The following is a 17,515-nucleotide window of genomic DNA, read 5'->3' as shown; positions in this document are numbered from 1 at the left end:
GACGGATGAGGGGTGCTCCAGATGCCACCAGCGTCTCACTCCGCTGGAACACCCCTCATCCGTCTCGGCGCTGCGCGCCGATCCACCTTCTCCCACGAAGGGAGAAGGAAGAGACACTACTCCACCTTCACCAGCACGGCGCTGTCGAATTCGATGACCTTGTCGCCGGTCGAATCGAACCCTTCCGAGCGCAGCGTGAGCAGGTTCCAGCCCGGGCGTCCCGCGAGCGGGCGGTGCGCCAGCGCGGTGCGCGTAAAGGTCACCGTCTCGCCCGCGTAGACCGGCTTCAGCCATTTCAGATTGCGGAAGCCGGGCGAGGGGCCGAATTCGGGCTGCGGGCCGGGGCCGGTCCAGCGCACGCCCTCGGTCTCCATGCGCTTTGCGAGGTTGTATTTCATCCAAGTGGCGGCGGTGTGCCAGCCCGAGGCGCAGAGCCCGCCGAGCACGCTCTTTTTCGCCGCCTCCTCATCGACATGGAAGACCTGCGGGTCGTATTTCCTGGCGAACGCCTTGATCTCGTCGGCCTCGAATTTGTGCGAGCCGAGGGTGACGGTCTGGCCGATCAGGAAGAATTCGTCGAGGGTCATGCCGCGGCCTCGCGGCTGAGGAACATGCCGGTGTTCTCCAGCTCGAAGACACTCTCGCCGCGCTGGTTGACCAGTTCGCTGCGCATGGTGATCAAGCCGAGTTGGGGCCGCGATTTGGACTGGCGCTTGGACAGGATCGTGACCGTGCCGCGCAAGGTGTCGCCGGCCAGAACCGGCTTCTTCCATTTCACATGCTCGATGCCGGGCGACCCTTGAGAGGTCGAATCGAGCAGGAAGGCGTCGCACAGCATGCGCATGAACATCGCGCAGGTGTGCCAGCCCGAAGCCGAAAGCCCGCCGAGGATGCTCGCCTTGCCAGCTTCCTCGTCGAGATGCATCGGCTGGGCATCGAATTCCGAGGCGAATTCGATGATCTCGGCAGCGCTTACAGTCTTGCTGCCGAGGTCGAGCGAGGAGCCCTCGACGAAATCCTCATAGGCCCAGGTCTTTCCGGTCATGCTGACAATCCGGTTGACGAATGCGTGATCCCCAAATCGGCATTCCCGGATGAAGGTCCAAGGCAATTTGGTCAAGTGATTTCTGGTAAGCCAGCCGTCGCCGGGCGACGCTGTCAGAGCCAGCCGCGGCGGCGGAAGTACCAGAAGGGCAGGATGGCCGAGACCACCATCAGGCCGATGGCGAAGGGATAGCCGAACTCCCATTTGAGCTCGGGGATGATGTCGAAATTCATGCCGTAGATCGAGGCGACCAGCGTCGGCGGCAGAAAGATGACGGCGGCGACCGAGAAGATCTTGATGATGGCGTTCTGCTCGATCGAGATCATGCCGAGCGTGGCGTCGAGCAGGAAGGAGATCTTCTGCGACAGGAAGGTGGCATGGTCGGCGAGCGACAGCACGTCGCGCGACAGCGTCTTGATACGGGCGCGCACATCCTTGCTCATCTTGGTCTGGGCCGCGACATGGGCGAGGAAGCCGGTGAGACGCTGCAGCGAGATCAGGCTGTCGCGGACCGAGGAAGCGAGATCTTCCTTGCGACCGATGCCTTTGAGCAATTCCTGGAAATCGCGGTTGCGTTTGGAGGCCTTGGTCGAGCGCGCCTCGAAAATGTCGCGCGAGATCGCTTCGACGTCGCGGCCGGCGCGTTCGAGGATGTCGGCCAGGCGGTCGACGATCGCCTCCAAAAGACCGATCAAGATGGTATCGCCGCTGGTGCAGCCGGTCGCCACCTTCTCGGCGCGCAGCGGGAAGGTCTTGAAGGCCTTGGGTTCGTGATAGCGGATGGTGATCAGCCGATTGCCGGCAAGCGCGAAGGTCACCGGCGACATCAAAGGATCGTCGGCCTCGGTCTGCGCCGGCAGCACGGCGGTCATGAAGTAGCCGCCGTCCTCGATATAGAGGCGGCTCGAAATCTCGATCTCTTCCATCTCCTCGCGGGTCGGGATGGCTATGCCCAGCCAGCTCTCGATGCGCGCCTCTTCCTCCTTGGTCGGGTTGAAGAGATCGGCCCAGACGACCCTGTCGCCATCCGCCGCGAGATCCTCGGTGAGGCGCAGGCGGTCATTGTCCACGACGAAGGTTTTTATCATCGCCGGGTCTCCTGAAGGATCAGGTGTTGAACTTAAACAGCATGATGTCGCCGTCCTGGACGACATACTCCTTGCCTTCGTCGCGCGCCTTGCCGGCTTCCTTGGCGGCTACTTCACCGCCCAGTGTGACGAAGTCGTTGTAGGAGATGGTCTGGGCGCGGATGAAGCCGCGCTCGAAGTCGGTATGGATGACGCCGGCCGCCTGCGGCGCCTTATCGCCCTTGTGGATTGTCCAGGCGCGCGTCTCCTTCGGCCCGACGGTGAAGTAGGTGATCAGATGCAAGAGCTCGTAGCCGGCGCGGATCACCTTGTTGAGGCCCGGCTCGTCGAGGCCGATCGAGGCAAGGAACTCCATTTCCTCTTCGTCGGAAAGCTGGGCGACTTCCGCCTCGATCGCCGCCGAGATCACCACCGTGCCGGCGCCCTGCGCGGCCGCCATCTTCTCCACCGCGCGCGTGTGCTCGTTGCCGGTGGCGGCGTCCGCCTCGGCGACATTGCAGACATAGAGAACGGGATGCGAGGTGAGCAGGTTCAGCCCCTGCAGGATGCGCAGATCCTCCGGCGCGATGCCGTTGAGCAGGAATCGCGTCGGCTTGCCGGCCTGCAGCAATTCGAGCGACGCCTCCATCATCGGCAGGACGGCCATGGCTTCCTTGTCCTTGCCGGCGGCCCGCTTGCGGATTTGGACGATGCGGCGCTCGAGGCTTTCAAGGTCGGCGAGCATCAGCTCGGTCTCGACGGTCTCGGCGTCGGCGACCGGATCGATGCGGCCCTCGACATGGGTGATGTCGTCATCCTCGAAGCAGCGCAGCACATGCACGATGGCGTCGACCTCGCGGATGTTGGCGAGGAACTGGTTGCCCAGCCCTTCGCCCTTGGAGGCGCCGCGCACCAGGCCGGCTATATCGACGAAGGAGATGCGGGTCGGGATGATCTCCTTAGACTTGCCGATCGCCGCGATCTTCTGCAGGCGCGGATCCGGCACCGCCACCTCGCCGGTGTTCGGCTCGATGGTGCAGAAAGGATAGTTGGCGGCCTGCGCGGCGGCCGTCCTGGTCAACGCATTGAACAGCGTCGACTTGCCGACGTTGGGCAAGCCAACGATGCCACATTTGAAACCCATGTTCGTCCAGTCCTGTCGGAATTCGATTTTGCTGAGGGCTATGGGCGATAGCGGTGACGAACGTCAAGCCCTGGGCGACGTTCGTTCGGCGCTCACTCCTTGCCGAACAGCTTCTTCAGCATGGCGGCCATCGGGCCGCTCTCGGGAAGCTTTGCCGCCGGCTGCTGCGGGCGCGCCTGACGGACATGGCTTTGCTGCTTCGGCGGTTTGGGCGGCGGGCGGTCCTCATCGCCGGTCGGCACGAGTTTTTCACGCAAGGCGAGCGTGACGCGGTTCATGAAGGAATTGTCGTCGCCCTTGGCGAGCAGAGCCGCATCGTCGGCGATTGCGTCCAGCAGGACATCCAGCCATTCGCGATCGGCCTTGGCGAAATCGCCGAGCACATGGCCGTGCACCATCTCCTTGACGCCGGGGTGGCCGACGCCGATGCGCACCCGGCGATAGGCATTGCCGACATGCTGGTCGAGGGAGCGGATGCCGTTGTGGCCGCCTGAGCCGCCGCCCACCTTGACCCTGAGCTTGCCGGCGGCAAGGTCGATCTCGTCGTAGAAGACGGTGAGCGCGGACGGCTCGAGCTTGTAGAAGCGCAGCGCTTCGCCCACCGACTGTCCGGAAAGGTTCATGAAGGTCTGCGGTTTGATCAGCAGCACCTTCTCGCCGCCGAGCGTGCCTTCCGAGATCAGGCCCTGGAACTTTCGCGACCAGGGCGAAAAGGAATGGCGGCGGGCAATCGCGTCCGCCGCCATGAAGCCGACATTGTGCCGGTTGTTTTCGTATTTCGCGCCCGGATTGCCGAGGCCTGCAAAGACAAGCATTGTCTTCTCTGGCATCGCCGCCTCCGGACGCTTGAGAGAAATTACTTCTCTTCGGCCGCCGGGGCCGCCGTCTCGGTCGCCGCCACTTCGGTGGTGGCTTCCGTCTCCGGCTTCATGGCCGACGAGCCGGCAATGGTCGCGATGGTGAAGTCGCGATCGGAGATGACCGGCTTGACGCCGGCCGGCAGCTTGACCGCCGAGATGTGGATCGAGTCGCCGATGTCGGTGCCGGCGAGATCGACGGTGATGAATTCCGGGATCGCGTTGGCCGGGCAGTGGAACTCGACTTCGTGGCGAACGATGTTGAGCACGCCGCCGCGCTTGATGCCGGGCGACTTGTCCTCATTGATGAAGTGGACGGGCACGTCGACATTGACCTCGGTGTCCTTGCCGATGCGCAGGAAGTCGACATGGACAGGGAAATCCTTGACCGGGTCGAGCTGGAAATCCTTCGGCAGGACCTGAATCTTCTTGCCGTCGACATCGATCGTGGCGACCGTGGTCAGGAACCCGCCGCCATGGATCTTGTAGAAGATGTCCTTGTAGTTCAGCGCAATCGCCAGGGGAGGCTGCTTGTCGCCGTAGATAACTGCAGGCACTTTACCGTTGCGGCGAACTGCACGGGCGGACCCCTTACCGACCTGTTCGCGCGCTTCGGCTTTGAGCTCATAAGCATCGTGGCTCATGGCATTTCCTTTCGCGTGTTGTGGAGCGCTCGCGGTCGGCGTAAGCCCGACCGTAAACGTCGAAAGCCGTCGCGGCCTTGCACGATCCGTCCGATGCGTTTGGCAATCCAAATGCGTTGGAATCATGCGAGGCCTGGCCGGCCTTCCTCCGCGTTGCCTCCAAGGGTGTCTACGCGGGTGGCGGCTCTATAGCGGAAGGCGGGCAAGGGCGCAAGATCAACGGCGGTAGGCCTCGGCGCTGCCCGCCAGGGCTTCAAACGATGCTCGTGCCGGCATCGGCCGGCCTTACCGAGGCGACCATGAAGGACATTTGTAGAATTGGAGAAGGACGCCGTATTGGCGATTTCCCCGGCCGTGCCCAAAGGCCTGTCCGCATCAGCGCTATTTGGCGAGGAAGTCCACGATCAGCTTGACGGTCGCGTCAGGATTTTCCTCCATGATCCAGTGGCCGGAGCCGGGCACAATGCCGGCCGTCACATTGCTGGCGACGAAACGCAGATCGTCGGCCTGCGCCGCGCCGAAAGACTTCTCCGCACCGACGGCCAGAACCGGCATGGCGACCTTGCCGCCCTTGGCGAGGAATTCCTTGTTGTCCGTGGCATCCTGGCTGAAGGCGGCGAACTGCTCGAACGCATCGTGCATGGCGTGGGGACGCGCATAAAGCGCGGCATAATGCGCGCGGGTGGCCTCGTCGATCTTCTTGGGATCGCCGGACAACTCGTTCCAGAAGCGGTCGAGATAGATGCGTTCGCGCCCGGCGACCAGACGCTCCATGTCGGGGCCGCGGAAATTGAAGTGCCACAACAGCGGCAGGCGGATGATGTTGTCCCAGTCGCCGATGCCGGGCAGCGGCGCGTCGATGACGACCCAGCGGGTGATGCGGTCGCGATACTGTGCGACGAGGGCGTAACCCACCATGTTACCGATGTCGTGTGTGACGAGATCCGCCTTGTCGATCTTCAGATGGTCGAGGATGCCGGCGATATCGAGGGCCTGGTTCTTCTTGGTGTAACCGGTGTCGGGATGCGCCGACAGCCCCATGCCGCGCAGATCAGGCACGATCACGGTGTGATCTTTCATCAGCTTCGCCGCGACAGGCGCCCACATGTCGCCGCTGTCGCCAAAGCCGTGCAGCATGATGACGGCCGGGCCTTGCCCGCCGACGCGGACATGAAGGCTGGTGCCGTTGGTCTCGATCGTCCGTGTCTTGAAGCCGTGAGGGAACGGGACAATCTTCGCCGAAACCGGCAAAGCGGAAAGGAGCAGGCCCAACGCGGCCACGACCATCCTGTACATGCCAATCTCCCGGAACCGGCCGAATTGCTAAATTCTGACGTCGATTGAACGAAGCAGACCTTTTGTCGTGCCGCAAGCACCCGCGACGGGATTTTTTCATCCAGCGGGGCGAGATCGGTCTCGGCGACATGAGATGTGTGAATGTAGGATCGGGCGGGTTTCAATCGTCCTGGGGCAGACATCCGAAAACCCGTGGGGGACGCAAATGAAACTCCTGTTCAGCCGTAATCCCAATCCTCGCCTTGCTGTCGCGACCGCGCGCTATCTCAAGGCGGAGATCGCGTATGAGTTCGCATCGTCCACGGCGCCGGGGCAGGCCGAGCACTACCGGGCGCTCAACCCCAATCTGACCTTGCCGATCCTGGTCGGTCCGGGCTGGAGCCTTTGGGAGGCCGACGCCATCGCCTGCCGGCTGTCCCGCGACGTTCGCTCCGATTTCTGGCGCTGCGGGAACGACGAGCCGGACATGATCCGCTGGCTAAGCTGGGGCAAGGAACGGTTCGCCTTCGCGTGCGACATGGTGCATTTCGAGCGCGGGACCAAGCAGCGCTATGGGATCGGTCCCATCGATCAGGCCCTGGTCGAGGAGGGGTTGAGGCAATTCCATAGCGCCGCGGTGATCCTGGAGCCCGAGCTTTCCGGACGCGAATGGTTGGTCGGCAATTCAATCTCCTATGCCGATTTCCGCATGGCGACATTCCTGCCCTTCAACGACGCCGCCAGATTGCCGCTCGACCACTATCCGGCGATCCGCCGCTGGTACGGCCGGCTGGAAGCGATCGACGCCTGGCGCGACCCGTTCCAGGGGTTGGAGGCACCGCCGCTGGCGCCGGTGAAGATCGAGGCGTGACCCGCAGCTTTTGCGCGATCCCGGACGGTCGCGCTAGGCGTCGGTCGCCTGGCCGCCATTCAGCGTATGGCGCAACGCCTGGATTTGCCGGTTCAGGGCGTCGAGCTCGGCCAGCTTCATGCCTGAGCGCTCGATCAGCGTCTCGTTCAGGCAATTGCACTGGACGAGCAGAGCCCGACCGTTGGGGGTCAGGTCGACCTGGACCAGGCGCTCGTCAGCCTGGCTGCGCTGGCGGGTGACAAGGCCGGCCTGCTCCATTCGCTTTACGAGCGGGGTGATGGTGCTCGATTCCAGGGCGAGCCGATGCGCGATGCTGCCCACCGACATGCCGTCAGCCTCTCCCAGCGCATTGAGCACGAGATATTGCGGATAGGTGATGCCCATCTCGTCCAGCATGGGCTTGTACATGCGGTTGATCGCCATCGAAGTGGCATAGAGCGTGAAGCAGAGCTGATTGTCCAACGGGAGAGGCACGGCGCATTCCTTTTGCCGACTGAGCATCTGTGTGTATCACGAGAAATGATATCGCGATACAGATTTTCCGTGGACAAGGCTTCCGGTCTCCGTTACGAAGACAATTATCACGATATTATTTATCGTGGTATCAACCGAAGGAGATTGAGATGACCTCGCAGACCAAGACAGGCTCGGGCAGCGGCACGATCACCACCAAGGACGGAACGCAGATTTTCTACAAGGATTGGGGGACGGGCCAGCCGATCGTCTTCCACCATGGCTGGCCGCTGAGCAGCGACGACTGGGACGCCCAGATGCTGTTCTTCCTGTCGAAAGGCTATCGCGTCATTGCCCATGACCGGCGCGGCCATGGCCGTTCGACCCAAACCGATACCGGCAACGAGATGGACACTTACGCCGCCGATGTCGCGGAACTCGCGGCGCATCTCGACCTCACGGACGCCATCCATGTCGGCCATTCCACCGGCGGCGGCGAGGTGGCGCGCTATGTCGCGAAGTACGGCCAAGGCGGTCGTGTCGCCAAGGCGGCGCTGCTCGGCGCCGTGCCACCGATCATGGTCAAGTCCGCGGCCAATCCCGGCGGCCTGCCGATTGAGGTGTTCGACGGGTTCCGCGCCGCCCAGGCCGCCAACCGCGCCCAGTTCTTCCACGACGTTGCGGCCGGCCCGTTCTACGGCTTCAACCGTCCCGGCGCCGCGGTCTCGCAGGCTGTCGTCGAGAATTGGTGGCGCCAGGGTATGATGGGCGGCACCAAGGCGCACTACGATTGCATCAAGGCCTTCTCGGAAACCGACTTCACCGAAGACCTAAAGGCCATCGACGTGCCGGTGCTGGTCATGCATGGCGACGACGACCAGATCGTCCCGATCGCCGACTCCGCGCTGCTGTCGATCAAGCTGCTCAAGAAGGGCGAGCTCAAGGTCTACAAGGGCTTCCCGCACGGCATGGCGACGACCCATGCGGATGTCATCAACGCCGACCTGCTGGCCTTCTTCAAGGCTTGAAGCAGGTCACCAAACACGAAGCACCCGCCAGGCGGCGGGTGCTTCGATCTTCGGAGGCCGTTCGGAGTGCCAAGGCAATCAGGCCCTTCGCGCTTCCTTCATATTGGGCAGGAACACCGTCAGCAGGCCCAGGAAGGGCAGATACGAGCAGACCTGGAAGACGAAATCGATACCCTTCACGTCGGCGATGACGCCGAGCACCGCAGCGGCGATACCGCCCATGCCGAAGGCGAAGCCGAAGAAGATGCCGGCGATCGTGCCGACGCGGCCCGGAACCAGCTCCTGCGCGAACACCACGATGTTGGAGAAGGCCGACGACAGGATCAGGCCGATCAGCACGGTAAGCACCATCGTCCATTCCAGATTGGCGTAGGGCAGCGCCAGCGTGAAGGGCAGGACGCCGACGATCGAGAACCAGATCATCGCCTTCTGCCCGTAACGGTCGCCGAACGGGCCGCCAAGCAGGATGCCCAGCGCCGAGGCGCCGAGGAACAGGAAAAGCATGACCTGGCTCGTCTGCACCGAGACGCCGAACTTATGGATGGAATAGAAGGTGTAGTAGCTGGAGAGCGAGGCGATATAGGCGTTCTTGGTCAGCACCAGCAGCGTCAACACGGCGAGCGCGCCCATCACCTTCTTGCGCGGAAAGGGCGACACATGGGCAACCTGCTTGCGGGCGCCCTGCGCGGCACGCATGCGGCTGTACCAACCGCCGACCTGCCACAGCACGAAGATGCCGATCAGCGAGCCGATGGCGAACCAGGAGATGCTGGTCTGGCCGAAGGGCACGACGATGAAGGCGGCGAGCAGCGGGCCCATCGACTGGCCGAAATTGCCGCCGACCTGGAACAGCGACTGCGCAAGGCCGAAGCGGCCGCCCGAGGCGAAGCGCGCGATGCGCGAGGATTCCGGATGGAAGATCGCCGAGCCGATGCCGATCAGCGAGGCGCCGACCAGAAGCAGCACATAGTGGCCGGCATAGGCCAGCACGATCAGGCCGACCAGCGACGAAGCCATGCCCCAAGGCAAGGAATAAGGCATAGGCCGCTTGTCGGTGATCATGCCGATCACCGGTTGCAGCAGCGAGGCCGTGACTTGGAAGGTGAAGGTCAGAAGGCCGATCTGCCAGAAATCGAGACCGTAATTCTCTTTGAGGAGCGGATAGATCGCCGGCAGCAGTGACTGCATGATGTCATTGATGCCGTGGCAGAAGCTCACCGAAAGGATGACGGCAAAGACCGTCGCTTGCGCCGAGGTGCTGCTTGCCGTCGCCGGCGTGGCGACGGATGTGGCGGTCGTATCAGTCAAGGCAATGCTCCGTAGTCTTTTTGGCGGCGAACCGCAGCAGTCTCATGGGATAGGACGCTTGCCTTATAATCGGCTTGAATAGCGACTTCTTTCGTGGTTTGGTCCAATAGTTTCGCAAGTGGGCCACATCCGATGCCGCATGGCCGGGAAATCTTCAAAGGCGACGCCGCCGAGCTCGGCCGGCTGCATGAAAGCCGCTGGCAGTGGCTGGAGGAGGCCGTCGGGCCGGCGGTGGCGCTGCCGACCGAATATCCGGACGGCTATCACGTGCCGCGACACCGCCACAGCCGCAGCCAGCTACTGCACGCGCTGGTCGGCGTCGTGCTGGTGACGACGAAGCACGGGCGCTGGATGGTGCCGCCCGACCATGCGATGTGGATACCGGCCGGCACCGAGCATTCGGTCGAGATGCTGGGAGACGTCTCGATGCGCTCGGTCTATGTGATGCCTGATGCCATTGCCGGCCTGCCGGAGGGATTGCGCGTCGTCGGCATCACCGAGCTGATGCACAGCCTGATCGTTGAATCGGAGAAATTGCCGCAAGGCGGCGAGCTCGAAGGGCGGGCAGCGCTGGTCATGGGACTGCTGCTGCACGAGATCCCGAACCTGCCGGAACGCCCGCTAGGGTTGCCTTTCCCGTCCGATCCGAAGCTCGCGGCGCTTTGCAGGCGCTTCGTGGCGGCTCCTTCGCCGCACGCCACGATCGACGAGTGGGCGGATGCCGCAGGCATGAGCCGGCGCACTTTCACCCGCGCTTTCCAGCGCCAGACCGGGCTGTCGCTTTCGACCTGGCGCCAGCAGGCCTGCCTGTTCGCCGCGCTGCCAAGGCTCGCCGACGGCGAGCCGATCACCAGGGTGGCGCTCGATCTCGGCTATGACAGCGTGCCGGCCTTCACCACCATGTTCAAGCGCATGCTCGGCGCTTCGCCGCGCGGCTATATGCGCGGCGCGCGCGATGCCGGTGAAAACCCGCGTCGCACAGGCGGCCCGCTTGCTGCGTGAACCGAGCCGCGGCATCGGACCGATACGTCGTCTCTCCGGGTTCCATCCAGGCTATCTGATTGCAAATTGCAATCAGATATGATCCTTTGCGGGGGCACCAAAACCGGAGGAACGCCATGGCGACGATCGTCTATGCCATGCTGACATCGCTCGATGGCTATATCGCCGGCCCGAGCGGAGAGCGGGATTTTGCCCACGCCTGGCGTGAAACGCCGAAGATCGTATTTTCGACCACGCTTCAGGAAGTCGGGCCGAATGCCCGTCTGGTGAAAGGTGATGTCGAGGCGGTGGCAAGGTCGCTCAAGGCGGACACGGACGGCGAGATTTCCGTTTCCGGCGCCGAGTTGGCCTCCCATCTTGCACGCGCGGGGCTGATCGACGAATACCGGCTCTATATGCATCCGGTCGTGCTCGGCGGCGGCAAGCCGTATTTCCGGTCCGGCCTGTCGCTGGCGTTGAAGCCGCTCGGCACGGAGCGGCTTGCGCAAGGCGTGACGCTGCTGCGTTACGCGCCTATCGAAATCGATTAGAGCAATTCCAGGAAAAGTGTGGGCGGATTTCCGTCCGGAATTGCGTAAAAACAAGGAGATAGAGCGGTTGGCCGTTTCCGTGAAACGGTGAAACGCTCTAGTCGAACAGGCTCGAGACCGACTCTTCCGTCGCCGTGCGCGAGATCGCCTCGCCCATCAGGTCGGCGATCGAGATGACGCGGATGTTCGGTGCATCGAGCACGCCCTGCGTCGGCTGGATGGAATCGGTGATCACCAGTTCCTGCAGCTTCGAACCGGCGATACGGGCGACGGCGCCGCCCGACAGCACGCCATGGGTGATGTAGGCGGTGACGGACGTCGCGCCGTTGGCGAGCAGCGCGTCGGCTGCATTGCAAAGCGTGCCGCCGGAATCGACGATGTCGTCGATCAGCAGGCAATCCTTGCCGGCGACCGCGCCGATGATGTTCATGACTTCCGATTCACCCGGGCGCTCGCGGCGCTTGTCGACGATGGCCAGCTGCGCGTCGAAACGCTTGGCCAGAGCGCGCGCCCGCACAACGCCGCCGATGTCGGGCGACACGACCACGACATTGCCGAGCTGCTTGTACTTGGCCTTCACGTCGCGGGCCATCACCGGCACCGAGAACAGATTGTCGGTCGGAATGTCGAAAAAACCCTGGATCTGGCCGGCATGCAGGTCGAGCGTCAGCACGCGGTCGGCGCCGGCGCGGGTGATCATGTTGGCGACCAGCTTGGCCGAGATCGGCGTGCGGCCGGAGGCGCGGCGGTCCTGCCTTGCATAGCCGAAATAGGGGATGACCGCCGTGATGCGTCGCGCCGAGGAGCGCATGAAAGCGTCCATCATGATGAGCAGTTCCATCAGATGGTCGTTGGTCGGATAAGAGGTCGACTGCAGGATGAAGACATCCTCGCCGCGCACGTTTTCCTGGATCTCGACGAAGATTTCCTGGTCGGCGAAGCGCCTGACGCTGGCCTTCCCTAGCGGGATGTTGAGATAGCGAGCGACCGCTTCGGCCAGCACCCGGTTGGAATTGCCCGCGAAAAGCTTCATGCACCGTTCCTGGTGAAGGATGGAGAGGCCCGAGAGACTCTCAACGAGCCTTTTAAGCGGGCTTTTAGCGGCCCGCGCCGGTATTGCAAGCCTCGTTATCGGGAATCCCTTCGGCGACTGCAACAAACAAGCAAAACATCGCAAGCCGGCAACAGTTCGGCCGGCTACCGTTGGGTCAACCGGCGCCGCCGCTGCCGAGCCATGCGGCGAACTGATCGATCGTCTGGTCGGCGATGGCCTGCATGGTCGCGGGCGCCACTGCGGGCCAGCCTTCGCCGCTGCCGACCGTGGGCGCTTTCTGCTGGCCGTTGATGCGGTGCAGGCGGTTCCCCGAGGGGTCGTAAATGTCCCAGACATAGATGACAGTGGTGTCCTTGCCCTCGGACATCGTCGAGAAATAGCCTTTCAGCACATGCGTCGCCGTCTGGTCGGTGCTGCCGACAAGCGTCAAGCCGCGTTGCTTGGCGCGGGTCTGCAGTTCCGCCGTCAACGGTGCCGCCGCGTCCACCGATGCGCCGACGATCGGCGCCACCTGCAACCGTGTCTTGGCCAGGGCAGCGGTCTGGGCCGATGTCCTGGGTGATGCTGTGGTGGAAGGCGCGGGAGAAGGGGCAGGCGCGGTCGTGGTCGGGGTTGTGGCCGTCGTCGATGTGCCCTGCGGGGCGGCCGAGGACTGGGCCGAGCTCGCCGGCGGAGTGATGGCCGAAGGTTCGAGCACGTCCTTGGCGTTGGTGCAGGCGCCGAGCGCCAGCGCCGCAAGCAATGACACGGTCGTCATCCGCGATCGTCTCATTTGCTTGAAAACTCCCTACTGGCGAACGCCCCCGCGTGAACCAACCATTATGGATTCACTGCACGATCAAGTCGAGATCATGGCGCGACAGCGGCTTCGGCGCCGATTCCGTGGTGAGGTAGGTGCGGCCGAGCGTCATGGCCGTCTCGGTCTCGGAGTCCATGATGATCATATGCGCGAACAGCGTCATATTGGGCGCGATCGGCTCCGGATTGCCTTGGTAGAACATCGGCATGTCCATCCAGGATGGCGTGAAGCGGGCGCCGACCGAGTAGCCGCAGGCGTTCAGCCGGTGCTTGGTCAGATTGTGCGCTTCGAGCGTGCGGGCATGCGCGTCGAAGACATCGCCGAAGGTGTTGCCCGGCGTCATCGCCTTTTCGACAGCGAGCAGCGCGGCTCGGGAAGCGTCGAACAATTCCTGGTGGCGCTTCGACACCTTGCCGGTCAAAATGGTGCGCATCATGGGGGCATGATAGTGGTGGAACACACCGGCCCATTCGAGCGTCAGCTGGTCGTTCTTGGTAAGCTTGCGGCGGCCGGCCTTGTAGCGGCAGAGCAGGGCGTCGGCGCCTGAACCGATGATGTATTCGTTGGCCGGATAGTCGCCGCCGCCGCCAAAGACCGCGCCCTGCATGGCGGCGAGGATGAGCCCTTCGTCGCCACCCTGCTTGATCAGCGGCAGGGCGGCATCCAGCGCGTCGTCGGAAAGATTGGCGGCCTTTTCCGCCTTGGCGATCTCGGCTGGGCTCTTGAACAGGCGCAGCCGGCCGACGATGCCGGAGGCATCGGCGATCTGGCCGAAAGTCTGCAACTGCTCGTCCAGGCGGCGGCCGTTATAGGCGGTCAGGCCATGGGTGTCGTATTCGACGCCGATGCGGGCGCCGAGCAGATCGAGGTCGTTGAGCAGGTTGCGCAGGTCGATCGCCGGGTTGGCGCCCTGACGATCGGTCCACAGCACGATGTTCTCGATGGTCGAGGTATGGCGCGCTTGCCTCAGATCAGCCGAGCGGGTTAGCAGCACCATCGAGCCGTCGGCCTTCACCACTAGGCACTGGAAGAAGCAGAAGCCGAACGTGTCGTAGCCGGTCAGCCAGTACATGCTCTCCTGCGCGAACAGGAGCACGGCGTCGAGCTTCTTTTCGGCCATCTCGATCAGCAGCCGGTCACGCCGCGCGTCGAATTCCGAACGTTCGAAATGCAGCGCCATTACTCTTTCTCCAGAACGATTGCCGAAACCTGGCGCCCGTAATCCGCTTCCTTGCGGTGTGTGGTGCGCCGGTAGGAATAGAAAAGGTCTTCTTCCGCGTAGGTGCAGCGGCCAAGCCCCTCGGCGGTCACGCCGGCCTTGCGCAGCCGGTCGACCGTATATTGGTTGAGGTCGAACATCGAGTGGCCGACAGTCTTGGATGGGCTGAAATAGCGTTCATTGCCGGCGTCGGCCTCGACGAAGCGGGCGACGAATTCCGGCCCGACCTCGTAATTGTCGGGCCCGATCGAGGGGCCAAGCACGGCGACGATGCGGTCGCGGCGGGCGCCGAGGCGTTCCATCGCCGCGACGGTGTTTTCGAGCACGCCGGTGAAGGCGCCCTTCCAGCCGGCATGGGCGGCGCCGATGACGCGCGCCTCGGCATCGGCAAACAACACCGGCCCGCAATCGGCGGTCGATGCGCCGATGGCGATGCCCGGACGATCAGTGACGATGGCGTCGGCTTTCGGGCGAGGGCCGGCGAAGGGTTCCCTGGCGACAACGACATCCGGCGAGTGGATCTGGTGCGCGGTCAGCAGATGGTCCGCGGACACACCCATCCAGTCGGCGACGCGCCGCCGGTTCTCGGCGACCAATGTCTGGTCGTCGCTGGAGCCCGTGCCGATGTTGAGGCCCCGATAAATGCCGTCGGAGACGCCGCCGATGCGGGTGAAGTAGCCGTGGCGCATGCCTTGCGCCTTTTCAAGCAGCGGCGAGCGTACTGGATCGGGTCTGGTCTGATTCAGCATGGTTGGGTTTGTCGTCCGCGCAAGGCGGGTTCGTCAAGGCGAAGTTCGGAGAACGAAGCGGACCAGCCGCCGAGGCCGCTCGCCGATCTCGGCCGCCTTTCGTCTTCGGCAGGACCTTCATCACCTTGAACAGCTCACCCATCGCGTCGGGACCGGCAAGGCGTTCGACCGCGTCAGAAATGGCCTGACGCGTCTCGGCATCGGCATCGGCGCCGAGCGTGCCGGCGCGCTCGAGCAGGCCCATGCCGAGCAGGAATTCGCCCTGGGTCGACAATTGCACATCGAGACCGTGCGCGCGCGCCATATCGGCCAGAGGAGCGAAATCGACATGGGCCGTGACGTCGGCTTCGCCCGGATTGGCCAAAACGTCCTCCCGCCGGTGCCGGCGCAGCGCCTGCAAAGTGTCGCCTATTCCCGGCCGCAGATGGCCGTAGTCGATGAAAAGGCCGGCGCCGCCCTGGCCGGCAATGCGTTCGGCGATCGCCGACATCAGCGCCGACCGGGCAGGCGCCACCTCGGCGATGGCGCCTTGCTGCGCATCGGCAGCGGCCGCCGGCAGCAGCGCCGCGTCGACGGAACCTGCGCCGGCAAAGAAATGCAATTGATCGGCGCCATCGAGACCGACGACGCGTTCGCGCCAGGCTGTGCCGACATAGACGAACTGCCGGATCGGCACCGCGTCGAACAACTCGTTGCCGACGATGAAGAGCGGTTGTCGCGGCAAGTTGTCGATGGTCTGGTGCCAGCTCAGCGCCGCGTTCTGGCCTGCAAGCGTCCGTTGCTGGATCTCGGCCAGGCGCGGGCTGGTCTCGACCATGGCGAAGGCGGCGCCGGAGACGAGCGCCGGGTCAAGCCGCGACCATGTGCGCAGCATGTCCTTCATCAGCGTGCCGCGGCCGGGACCGATCTCGGCAAAAGTCGCGGGCAGGGGCCGGCCGGCGCCCTGCCAGGCCTGGTAAAGCCAGACGGCGACGAGCTCGCCGAACATCTGGCTGATCTCGGGCGCGGTGATGAAGTCGCCGGCGGCGCCGAAGGGCTCGCGCGTCGTGTAGTAGCCCTCCTCGGGGTCGAACAGGCAGAGCGCCATAAATTCGCTGACCGGGATCGGCCCCGTGGCGCCTATCAGGCCTATGATGCGGTCCTTCAGCCGGGTCATGCCGCTTGCGGATGCGGCGCCGGCTTCGCCGTGGCCATGGCCCAAATGCCGGCCAGCACCATCGGCGTCGACAGGATCATGCCCATGGTCAGCCAGTTGGTGTGGAGCAGGTAGCCGATCTGCTGGTCGGGCTCTCGGAAGAACTCGACGAAGATGCGCGACAGGCCGTAGCCGCAGATGAAGGCGCCGCCGACGAAGCGCGGCGTCTTCAGTTTCAGGCGCGAATGAGTGAGGAAGCGCAGCACCAGGAACAGCACCAGGCCTTCGAGCAAGGCCTCGTAGAGCTGGCTAGGGTGGCGGGTGAACGGGCCGCCATTGGGGAATTCGATCGCCCAGGGCACGTCCGAGGGCCGGCCCCAAAGCTCCGAATTGATGAAGTTGGCGACCCGCACAAGGCCGAGACCGACAGGCACGCCTGCCGACACCACATCGAACAATGTCCAAGTGGGGATCCGGCGCTTGAGCGAGAACAGCGTCATGGCGAGAATGACGCCAAGCAGGCCGCCATGGAACGACATGCCGCCCTGCCAGACGGCGAAAATGTCGAGCGGATGCGCGATGTAGCGCGGCAGGTCGTAGAAGAGCACATAGCCGGTGCGCCCGCCGAGCACGACGCCGATCGCCGCCCAGACGATGAAATCGTCGAGGTCCTCGGGCTTCATCGGCAGGTGGCCGTCCGGCCAGAGGCGGGCGTTGGTGACGAGGCGCTTTGCGTACCACCAGGCAAAGAGGATGCCGACGATATAGCCGACGCCGTACCAATGCACCGCAAGCGGCCCGATATTGACGATGACCGGATCGATCTTGGGGAAGGGCAGGGAGGCCAGCGGCAAAAAGAAATATTCGCTCAACAGGGTCTCCAGGGCGCGGTCATGTTCGGGCGCGGACCATGCGGCAGGGTTTTGGCGGGGTCAAGGCAACAGCGGCGATTGCCTTGATCGCACAGATGGCGGTTTTCAAACCGGCCGTTTGCCGGCGAGAATTTGCTTTAGAGCGTCGTTGATCCTGTCCTGCCAGCCTGGACCATCTTCCTGGAAATAGTCCAGCACAGCTCGATCGATTCTGATCGAAACAAGCTCTCTGACGTTTGGTGCGCTGGCGGGCTCGCGAATCGGGGCCGCTGGGTTCTTGGCCGGCTTGAAGGCGGCTTCTGCGGCGGCCATCGGATCTGTTGGTCGGCGCGGGGGTGTTGCCATTGGTTGACCTTAACTGAAGAGTGCTGAAGCAATGCAACACATTAGACGATTGGGCGCCTTCAAGTACAGCTGCGCAAAGGCACTGCTGCGCCATGCGCCATAGCAACGCACAGGGCGC

20 protein-coding genes are annotated in these 17,515 nt (G+C 63.7%); 4 read left to right on the top strand and 16 right to left on the bottom strand.

Features of this window, described 5'->3' with window-relative positions:
• Window positions 1-116 precede the first annotated feature (116 nt).
• The 7 genes from E5X34_RS26475 to E5X34_RS26445 all read right to left on the bottom strand — a co-directional run bounded on the left by E5X34_RS26475 (window position 117) and on the right by E5X34_RS26445 (window position 6,053).
• Window positions 117-587 (bottom strand): MaoC family dehydratase, encoded by a 471-nt coding sequence (locus tag E5X34_RS26475; RefSeq protein WP_126059757.1) that lies wholly within the window; start codon window positions 585-587, stop codon window positions 117-119.
• On the bottom strand, window positions 584-1,045 hold the full coding sequence (locus E5X34_RS26470) for a MaoC family dehydratase (protein ID WP_042647476.1): 462 nt from the start codon (window positions 1,043-1,045) through the stop codon (window positions 584-586). The genes E5X34_RS26475 and E5X34_RS26470 overlap by 4 nt, the downstream gene beginning before the upstream one ends.
• 113 nt (window positions 1,046-1,158) lie before the next feature.
• On the bottom strand, window positions 1,159-2,133 hold the full coding sequence (gene corA, locus E5X34_RS26465; RefSeq protein ID WP_292570965.1) for a magnesium/cobalt transporter CorA: 975 nt from the start codon (window positions 2,131-2,133) through the stop codon (window positions 1,159-1,161).
• 19 nt (window positions 2,134-2,152) lie between these two features.
• Entirely contained in the window at window positions 2,153-3,256 is a 1,104-nt protein-coding gene (ychF, locus tag E5X34_RS26460) for a redox-regulated ATPase YchF (RefSeq protein ID WP_292570962.1), read from the bottom strand.
• A 92-nt stretch (window positions 3,257-3,348) separates the two neighbouring features.
• Window positions 3,349-4,071 (bottom strand): aminoacyl-tRNA hydrolase, encoded by a 723-nt coding sequence (pth, locus tag E5X34_RS26455; protein WP_292571056.1) that lies wholly within the window; start codon window positions 4,069-4,071, stop codon window positions 3,349-3,351.
• Between the two features lie 41 nt (window positions 4,072-4,112).
• Window positions 4,113-4,757, bottom strand: coding sequence for a 50S ribosomal protein L25/general stress protein Ctc (locus tag E5X34_RS26450; protein ID WP_126059761.1), 645 nt, complete (start codon window positions 4,755-4,757; stop codon window positions 4,113-4,115).
• A gap of 381 nt (window positions 4,758-5,138) precedes the next feature.
• Window positions 5,139-6,053: an alpha/beta hydrolase gene (locus tag E5X34_RS26445; protein WP_292570959.1), complete on the bottom strand. Its 915-nt coding sequence runs from the start codon at window positions 6,051-6,053 to the stop codon at window positions 5,139-5,141.
• 205 nt (window positions 6,054-6,258) lie between these two features.
• Between E5X34_RS26445 and E5X34_RS26440 the strand changes: the two genes are divergently transcribed.
• On the top strand, window positions 6,259-6,903 hold the full coding sequence (locus tag E5X34_RS26440; protein ID WP_292570956.1) for a glutathione S-transferase family protein: 645 nt from the start codon (window positions 6,259-6,261) through the stop codon (window positions 6,901-6,903).
• A gap of 33 nt (window positions 6,904-6,936) precedes the next feature.
• Here the strand turns inward: E5X34_RS26440 and E5X34_RS26435 are convergent, their stop codons facing one another.
• Window positions 6,937-7,377 (bottom strand): MarR family transcriptional regulator, encoded by a 441-nt coding sequence (locus tag E5X34_RS26435; RefSeq protein WP_292570953.1) that lies wholly within the window; start codon window positions 7,375-7,377, stop codon window positions 6,937-6,939.
• A gap of 149 nt (window positions 7,378-7,526) precedes the next feature.
• Between E5X34_RS26435 and E5X34_RS26430 the strand changes: the two genes are divergently transcribed.
• Window positions 7,527-8,384 carry an alpha/beta hydrolase gene (locus tag E5X34_RS26430; protein ID WP_292570949.1) on the top strand — a complete coding sequence of 286 codons (858 nt, stop codon included), beginning with the start codon at window positions 7,527-7,529 and terminating at the stop codon, window positions 8,382-8,384.
• Between the two features lie 78 nt (window positions 8,385-8,462).
• Here the strand turns inward: E5X34_RS26430 and E5X34_RS26425 are convergent, their stop codons facing one another.
• Complete coding sequence (locus E5X34_RS26425) at window positions 8,463-9,692, bottom strand: MFS transporter (RefSeq protein ID WP_292570946.1); 1,230 nt, start codon at window positions 9,690-9,692, stop codon at window positions 8,463-8,465.
• Between the two features lie 132 nt (window positions 9,693-9,824).
• Between E5X34_RS26425 and E5X34_RS26420 the strand changes: the two genes are divergently transcribed.
• A complete protein-coding gene (locus tag E5X34_RS26420) occupies window positions 9,825-10,694 on the top strand; it encodes a helix-turn-helix transcriptional regulator (protein ID WP_292570943.1) in 870 nt (289 codons plus the stop codon).
• A gap of 116 nt (window positions 10,695-10,810) precedes the next feature.
• Complete coding sequence (locus E5X34_RS26415) at window positions 10,811-11,224, top strand: dihydrofolate reductase family protein (RefSeq protein WP_292570940.1); 414 nt, start codon at window positions 10,811-10,813, stop codon at window positions 11,222-11,224.
• A 97-nt stretch (window positions 11,225-11,321) separates the two neighbouring features.
• On the opposite strand, the gene E5X34_RS26410 is transcribed toward E5X34_RS26415, so the two are convergent.
• The 7 genes from E5X34_RS26410 to E5X34_RS26380 form a co-directional block, all read right to left on the bottom strand.
• Window positions 11,322-12,257: a ribose-phosphate pyrophosphokinase gene (locus tag E5X34_RS26410; RefSeq protein WP_126059768.1), complete on the bottom strand. Its 936-nt coding sequence runs from the start codon at window positions 12,255-12,257 to the stop codon at window positions 11,322-11,324.
• Window positions 12,258-12,432: 175 nt separating this feature from the next.
• Window positions 12,433-13,050, bottom strand: a complete 618-nt coding sequence (locus tag E5X34_RS26405; RefSeq protein ID WP_127303098.1) for a hypothetical protein — start codon at window positions 13,048-13,050, stop codon at window positions 12,433-12,435.
• A gap of 55 nt (window positions 13,051-13,105) precedes the next feature.
• Window positions 13,106-14,257 (bottom strand): Xaa-Pro peptidase family protein, encoded by a 1,152-nt coding sequence (locus E5X34_RS26400; protein WP_292570934.1) that lies wholly within the window; start codon window positions 14,255-14,257, stop codon window positions 13,106-13,108.
• Window positions 14,257-15,045: a peptidoglycan editing factor PgeF gene (gene pgeF, locus E5X34_RS26395; RefSeq protein WP_292570931.1), complete on the bottom strand. Its 789-nt coding sequence runs from the start codon at window positions 15,043-15,045 to the stop codon at window positions 14,257-14,259. Before pgeF ends, E5X34_RS26400 begins: the two co-directional genes overlap by 1 nt.
• A complete protein-coding gene (locus tag E5X34_RS26390) occupies window positions 14,999-16,201 on the bottom strand; it encodes a class I SAM-dependent methyltransferase (protein ID WP_292570928.1) in 1,203 nt (400 codons plus the stop codon). The genes pgeF and E5X34_RS26390 overlap by 47 nt, the downstream gene beginning before the upstream one ends.
• Entirely contained in the window at window positions 16,198-17,052 is an 855-nt protein-coding gene (gene lgt, locus E5X34_RS26385; protein WP_292570925.1) for a prolipoprotein diacylglyceryl transferase, read from the bottom strand. The genes E5X34_RS26390 and lgt overlap by 4 nt, the downstream gene beginning before the upstream one ends.
• Window positions 17,053-17,157: 105 nt before the next feature.
• Window positions 17,158-17,397, bottom strand: coding sequence for a BrnA antitoxin family protein (locus E5X34_RS26380; RefSeq protein ID WP_292570922.1), 240 nt, complete (start codon window positions 17,395-17,397; stop codon window positions 17,158-17,160).
• Window positions 17,398-17,515: the final 118 nt, after the last annotated feature.

Origin of the sequence: Mesorhizobium sp., from assembly GCF_004963255.1 — a bacterium.
GTDB lineage: Bacteria > Pseudomonadota > Alphaproteobacteria > Rhizobiales > Rhizobiaceae > Mesorhizobium.
This window is presented reverse-complemented; position numbering and strand designations above follow the sequence as displayed.

Bases quoted from the DNA above. Each gene is read 5' to 3' on its own strand.
- E5X34_RS26415 (WP_292570940.1), top strand. From the start codon at position 10,811: ATGGCGACGATCGTCTATGCCATGCTGACATCGCTCGATGGCTATATC.
- E5X34_RS26430 (WP_292570949.1), top strand. From the start codon at position 7,527: ATGACCTCGCAGACCAAGACAGGCTCGGGCAGCGGCACGATCACCACC.
- E5X34_RS26390 (WP_292570928.1), bottom strand. From the start codon at position 16,201: ATGACCCGGCTGAAGGACCGCATCATAGGCCTGATAGGCGCCACGGGG.
- E5X34_RS26445 (WP_292570959.1), bottom strand. From the start codon at position 6,053: ATGTACAGGATGGTCGTGGCCGCGTTGGGCCTGCTCCTTTCCGCTTTG.
- E5X34_RS26475 (WP_126059757.1), bottom strand. From the start codon at position 587: ATGACCCTCGACGAATTCTTCCTGATCGGCCAGACCGTCACCCTCGGC.
- E5X34_RS26450 (WP_126059761.1), bottom strand. From the start codon at position 4,757: ATGAGCCACGATGCTTATGAGCTCAAAGCCGAAGCGCGCGAACAGGTC.
- pth (WP_292571056.1), bottom strand. From the start codon at position 4,071: ATGCTTGTCTTTGCAGGCCTCGGCAATCCGGGCGCGAAATACGAAAAC.
- E5X34_RS26405 (WP_127303098.1), bottom strand. From the start codon at position 13,050: ATGAGACGATCGCGGATGACGACCGTGTCATTGCTTGCGGCGCTGGCG.
- E5X34_RS26380 (WP_292570922.1), bottom strand. From the start codon at position 17,397: ATGGCAACACCCCCGCGCCGACCAACAGATCCGATGGCCGCCGCAGAA.
- corA (WP_292570965.1), bottom strand. From the start codon at position 2,133: ATGATAAAAACCTTCGTCGTGGACAATGACCGCCTGCGCCTCACCGAG.
- E5X34_RS26400 (WP_292570934.1), bottom strand. From the start codon at position 14,257: ATGGCGCTGCATTTCGAACGTTCGGAATTCGACGCGCGGCGTGACCGG.
- E5X34_RS26420 (WP_292570943.1), top strand. From the start codon at position 9,825: ATGCCGCATGGCCGGGAAATCTTCAAAGGCGACGCCGCCGAGCTCGGC.
- pgeF (WP_292570931.1), bottom strand. From the start codon at position 15,045: ATGCTGAATCAGACCAGACCCGATCCAGTACGCTCGCCGCTGCTTGAA.
- E5X34_RS26440 (WP_292570956.1), top strand. From the start codon at position 6,259: ATGAAACTCCTGTTCAGCCGTAATCCCAATCCTCGCCTTGCTGTCGCG.
- E5X34_RS26410 (WP_126059768.1), bottom strand. From the start codon at position 12,257: ATGAAGCTTTTCGCGGGCAATTCCAACCGGGTGCTGGCCGAAGCGGTC.
- E5X34_RS26470 (WP_042647476.1), bottom strand. From the start codon at position 1,045: ATGACCGGAAAGACCTGGGCCTATGAGGATTTCGTCGAGGGCTCCTCG.
- ychF (WP_292570962.1), bottom strand. From the start codon at position 3,256: ATGGGTTTCAAATGTGGCATCGTTGGCTTGCCCAACGTCGGCAAGTCG.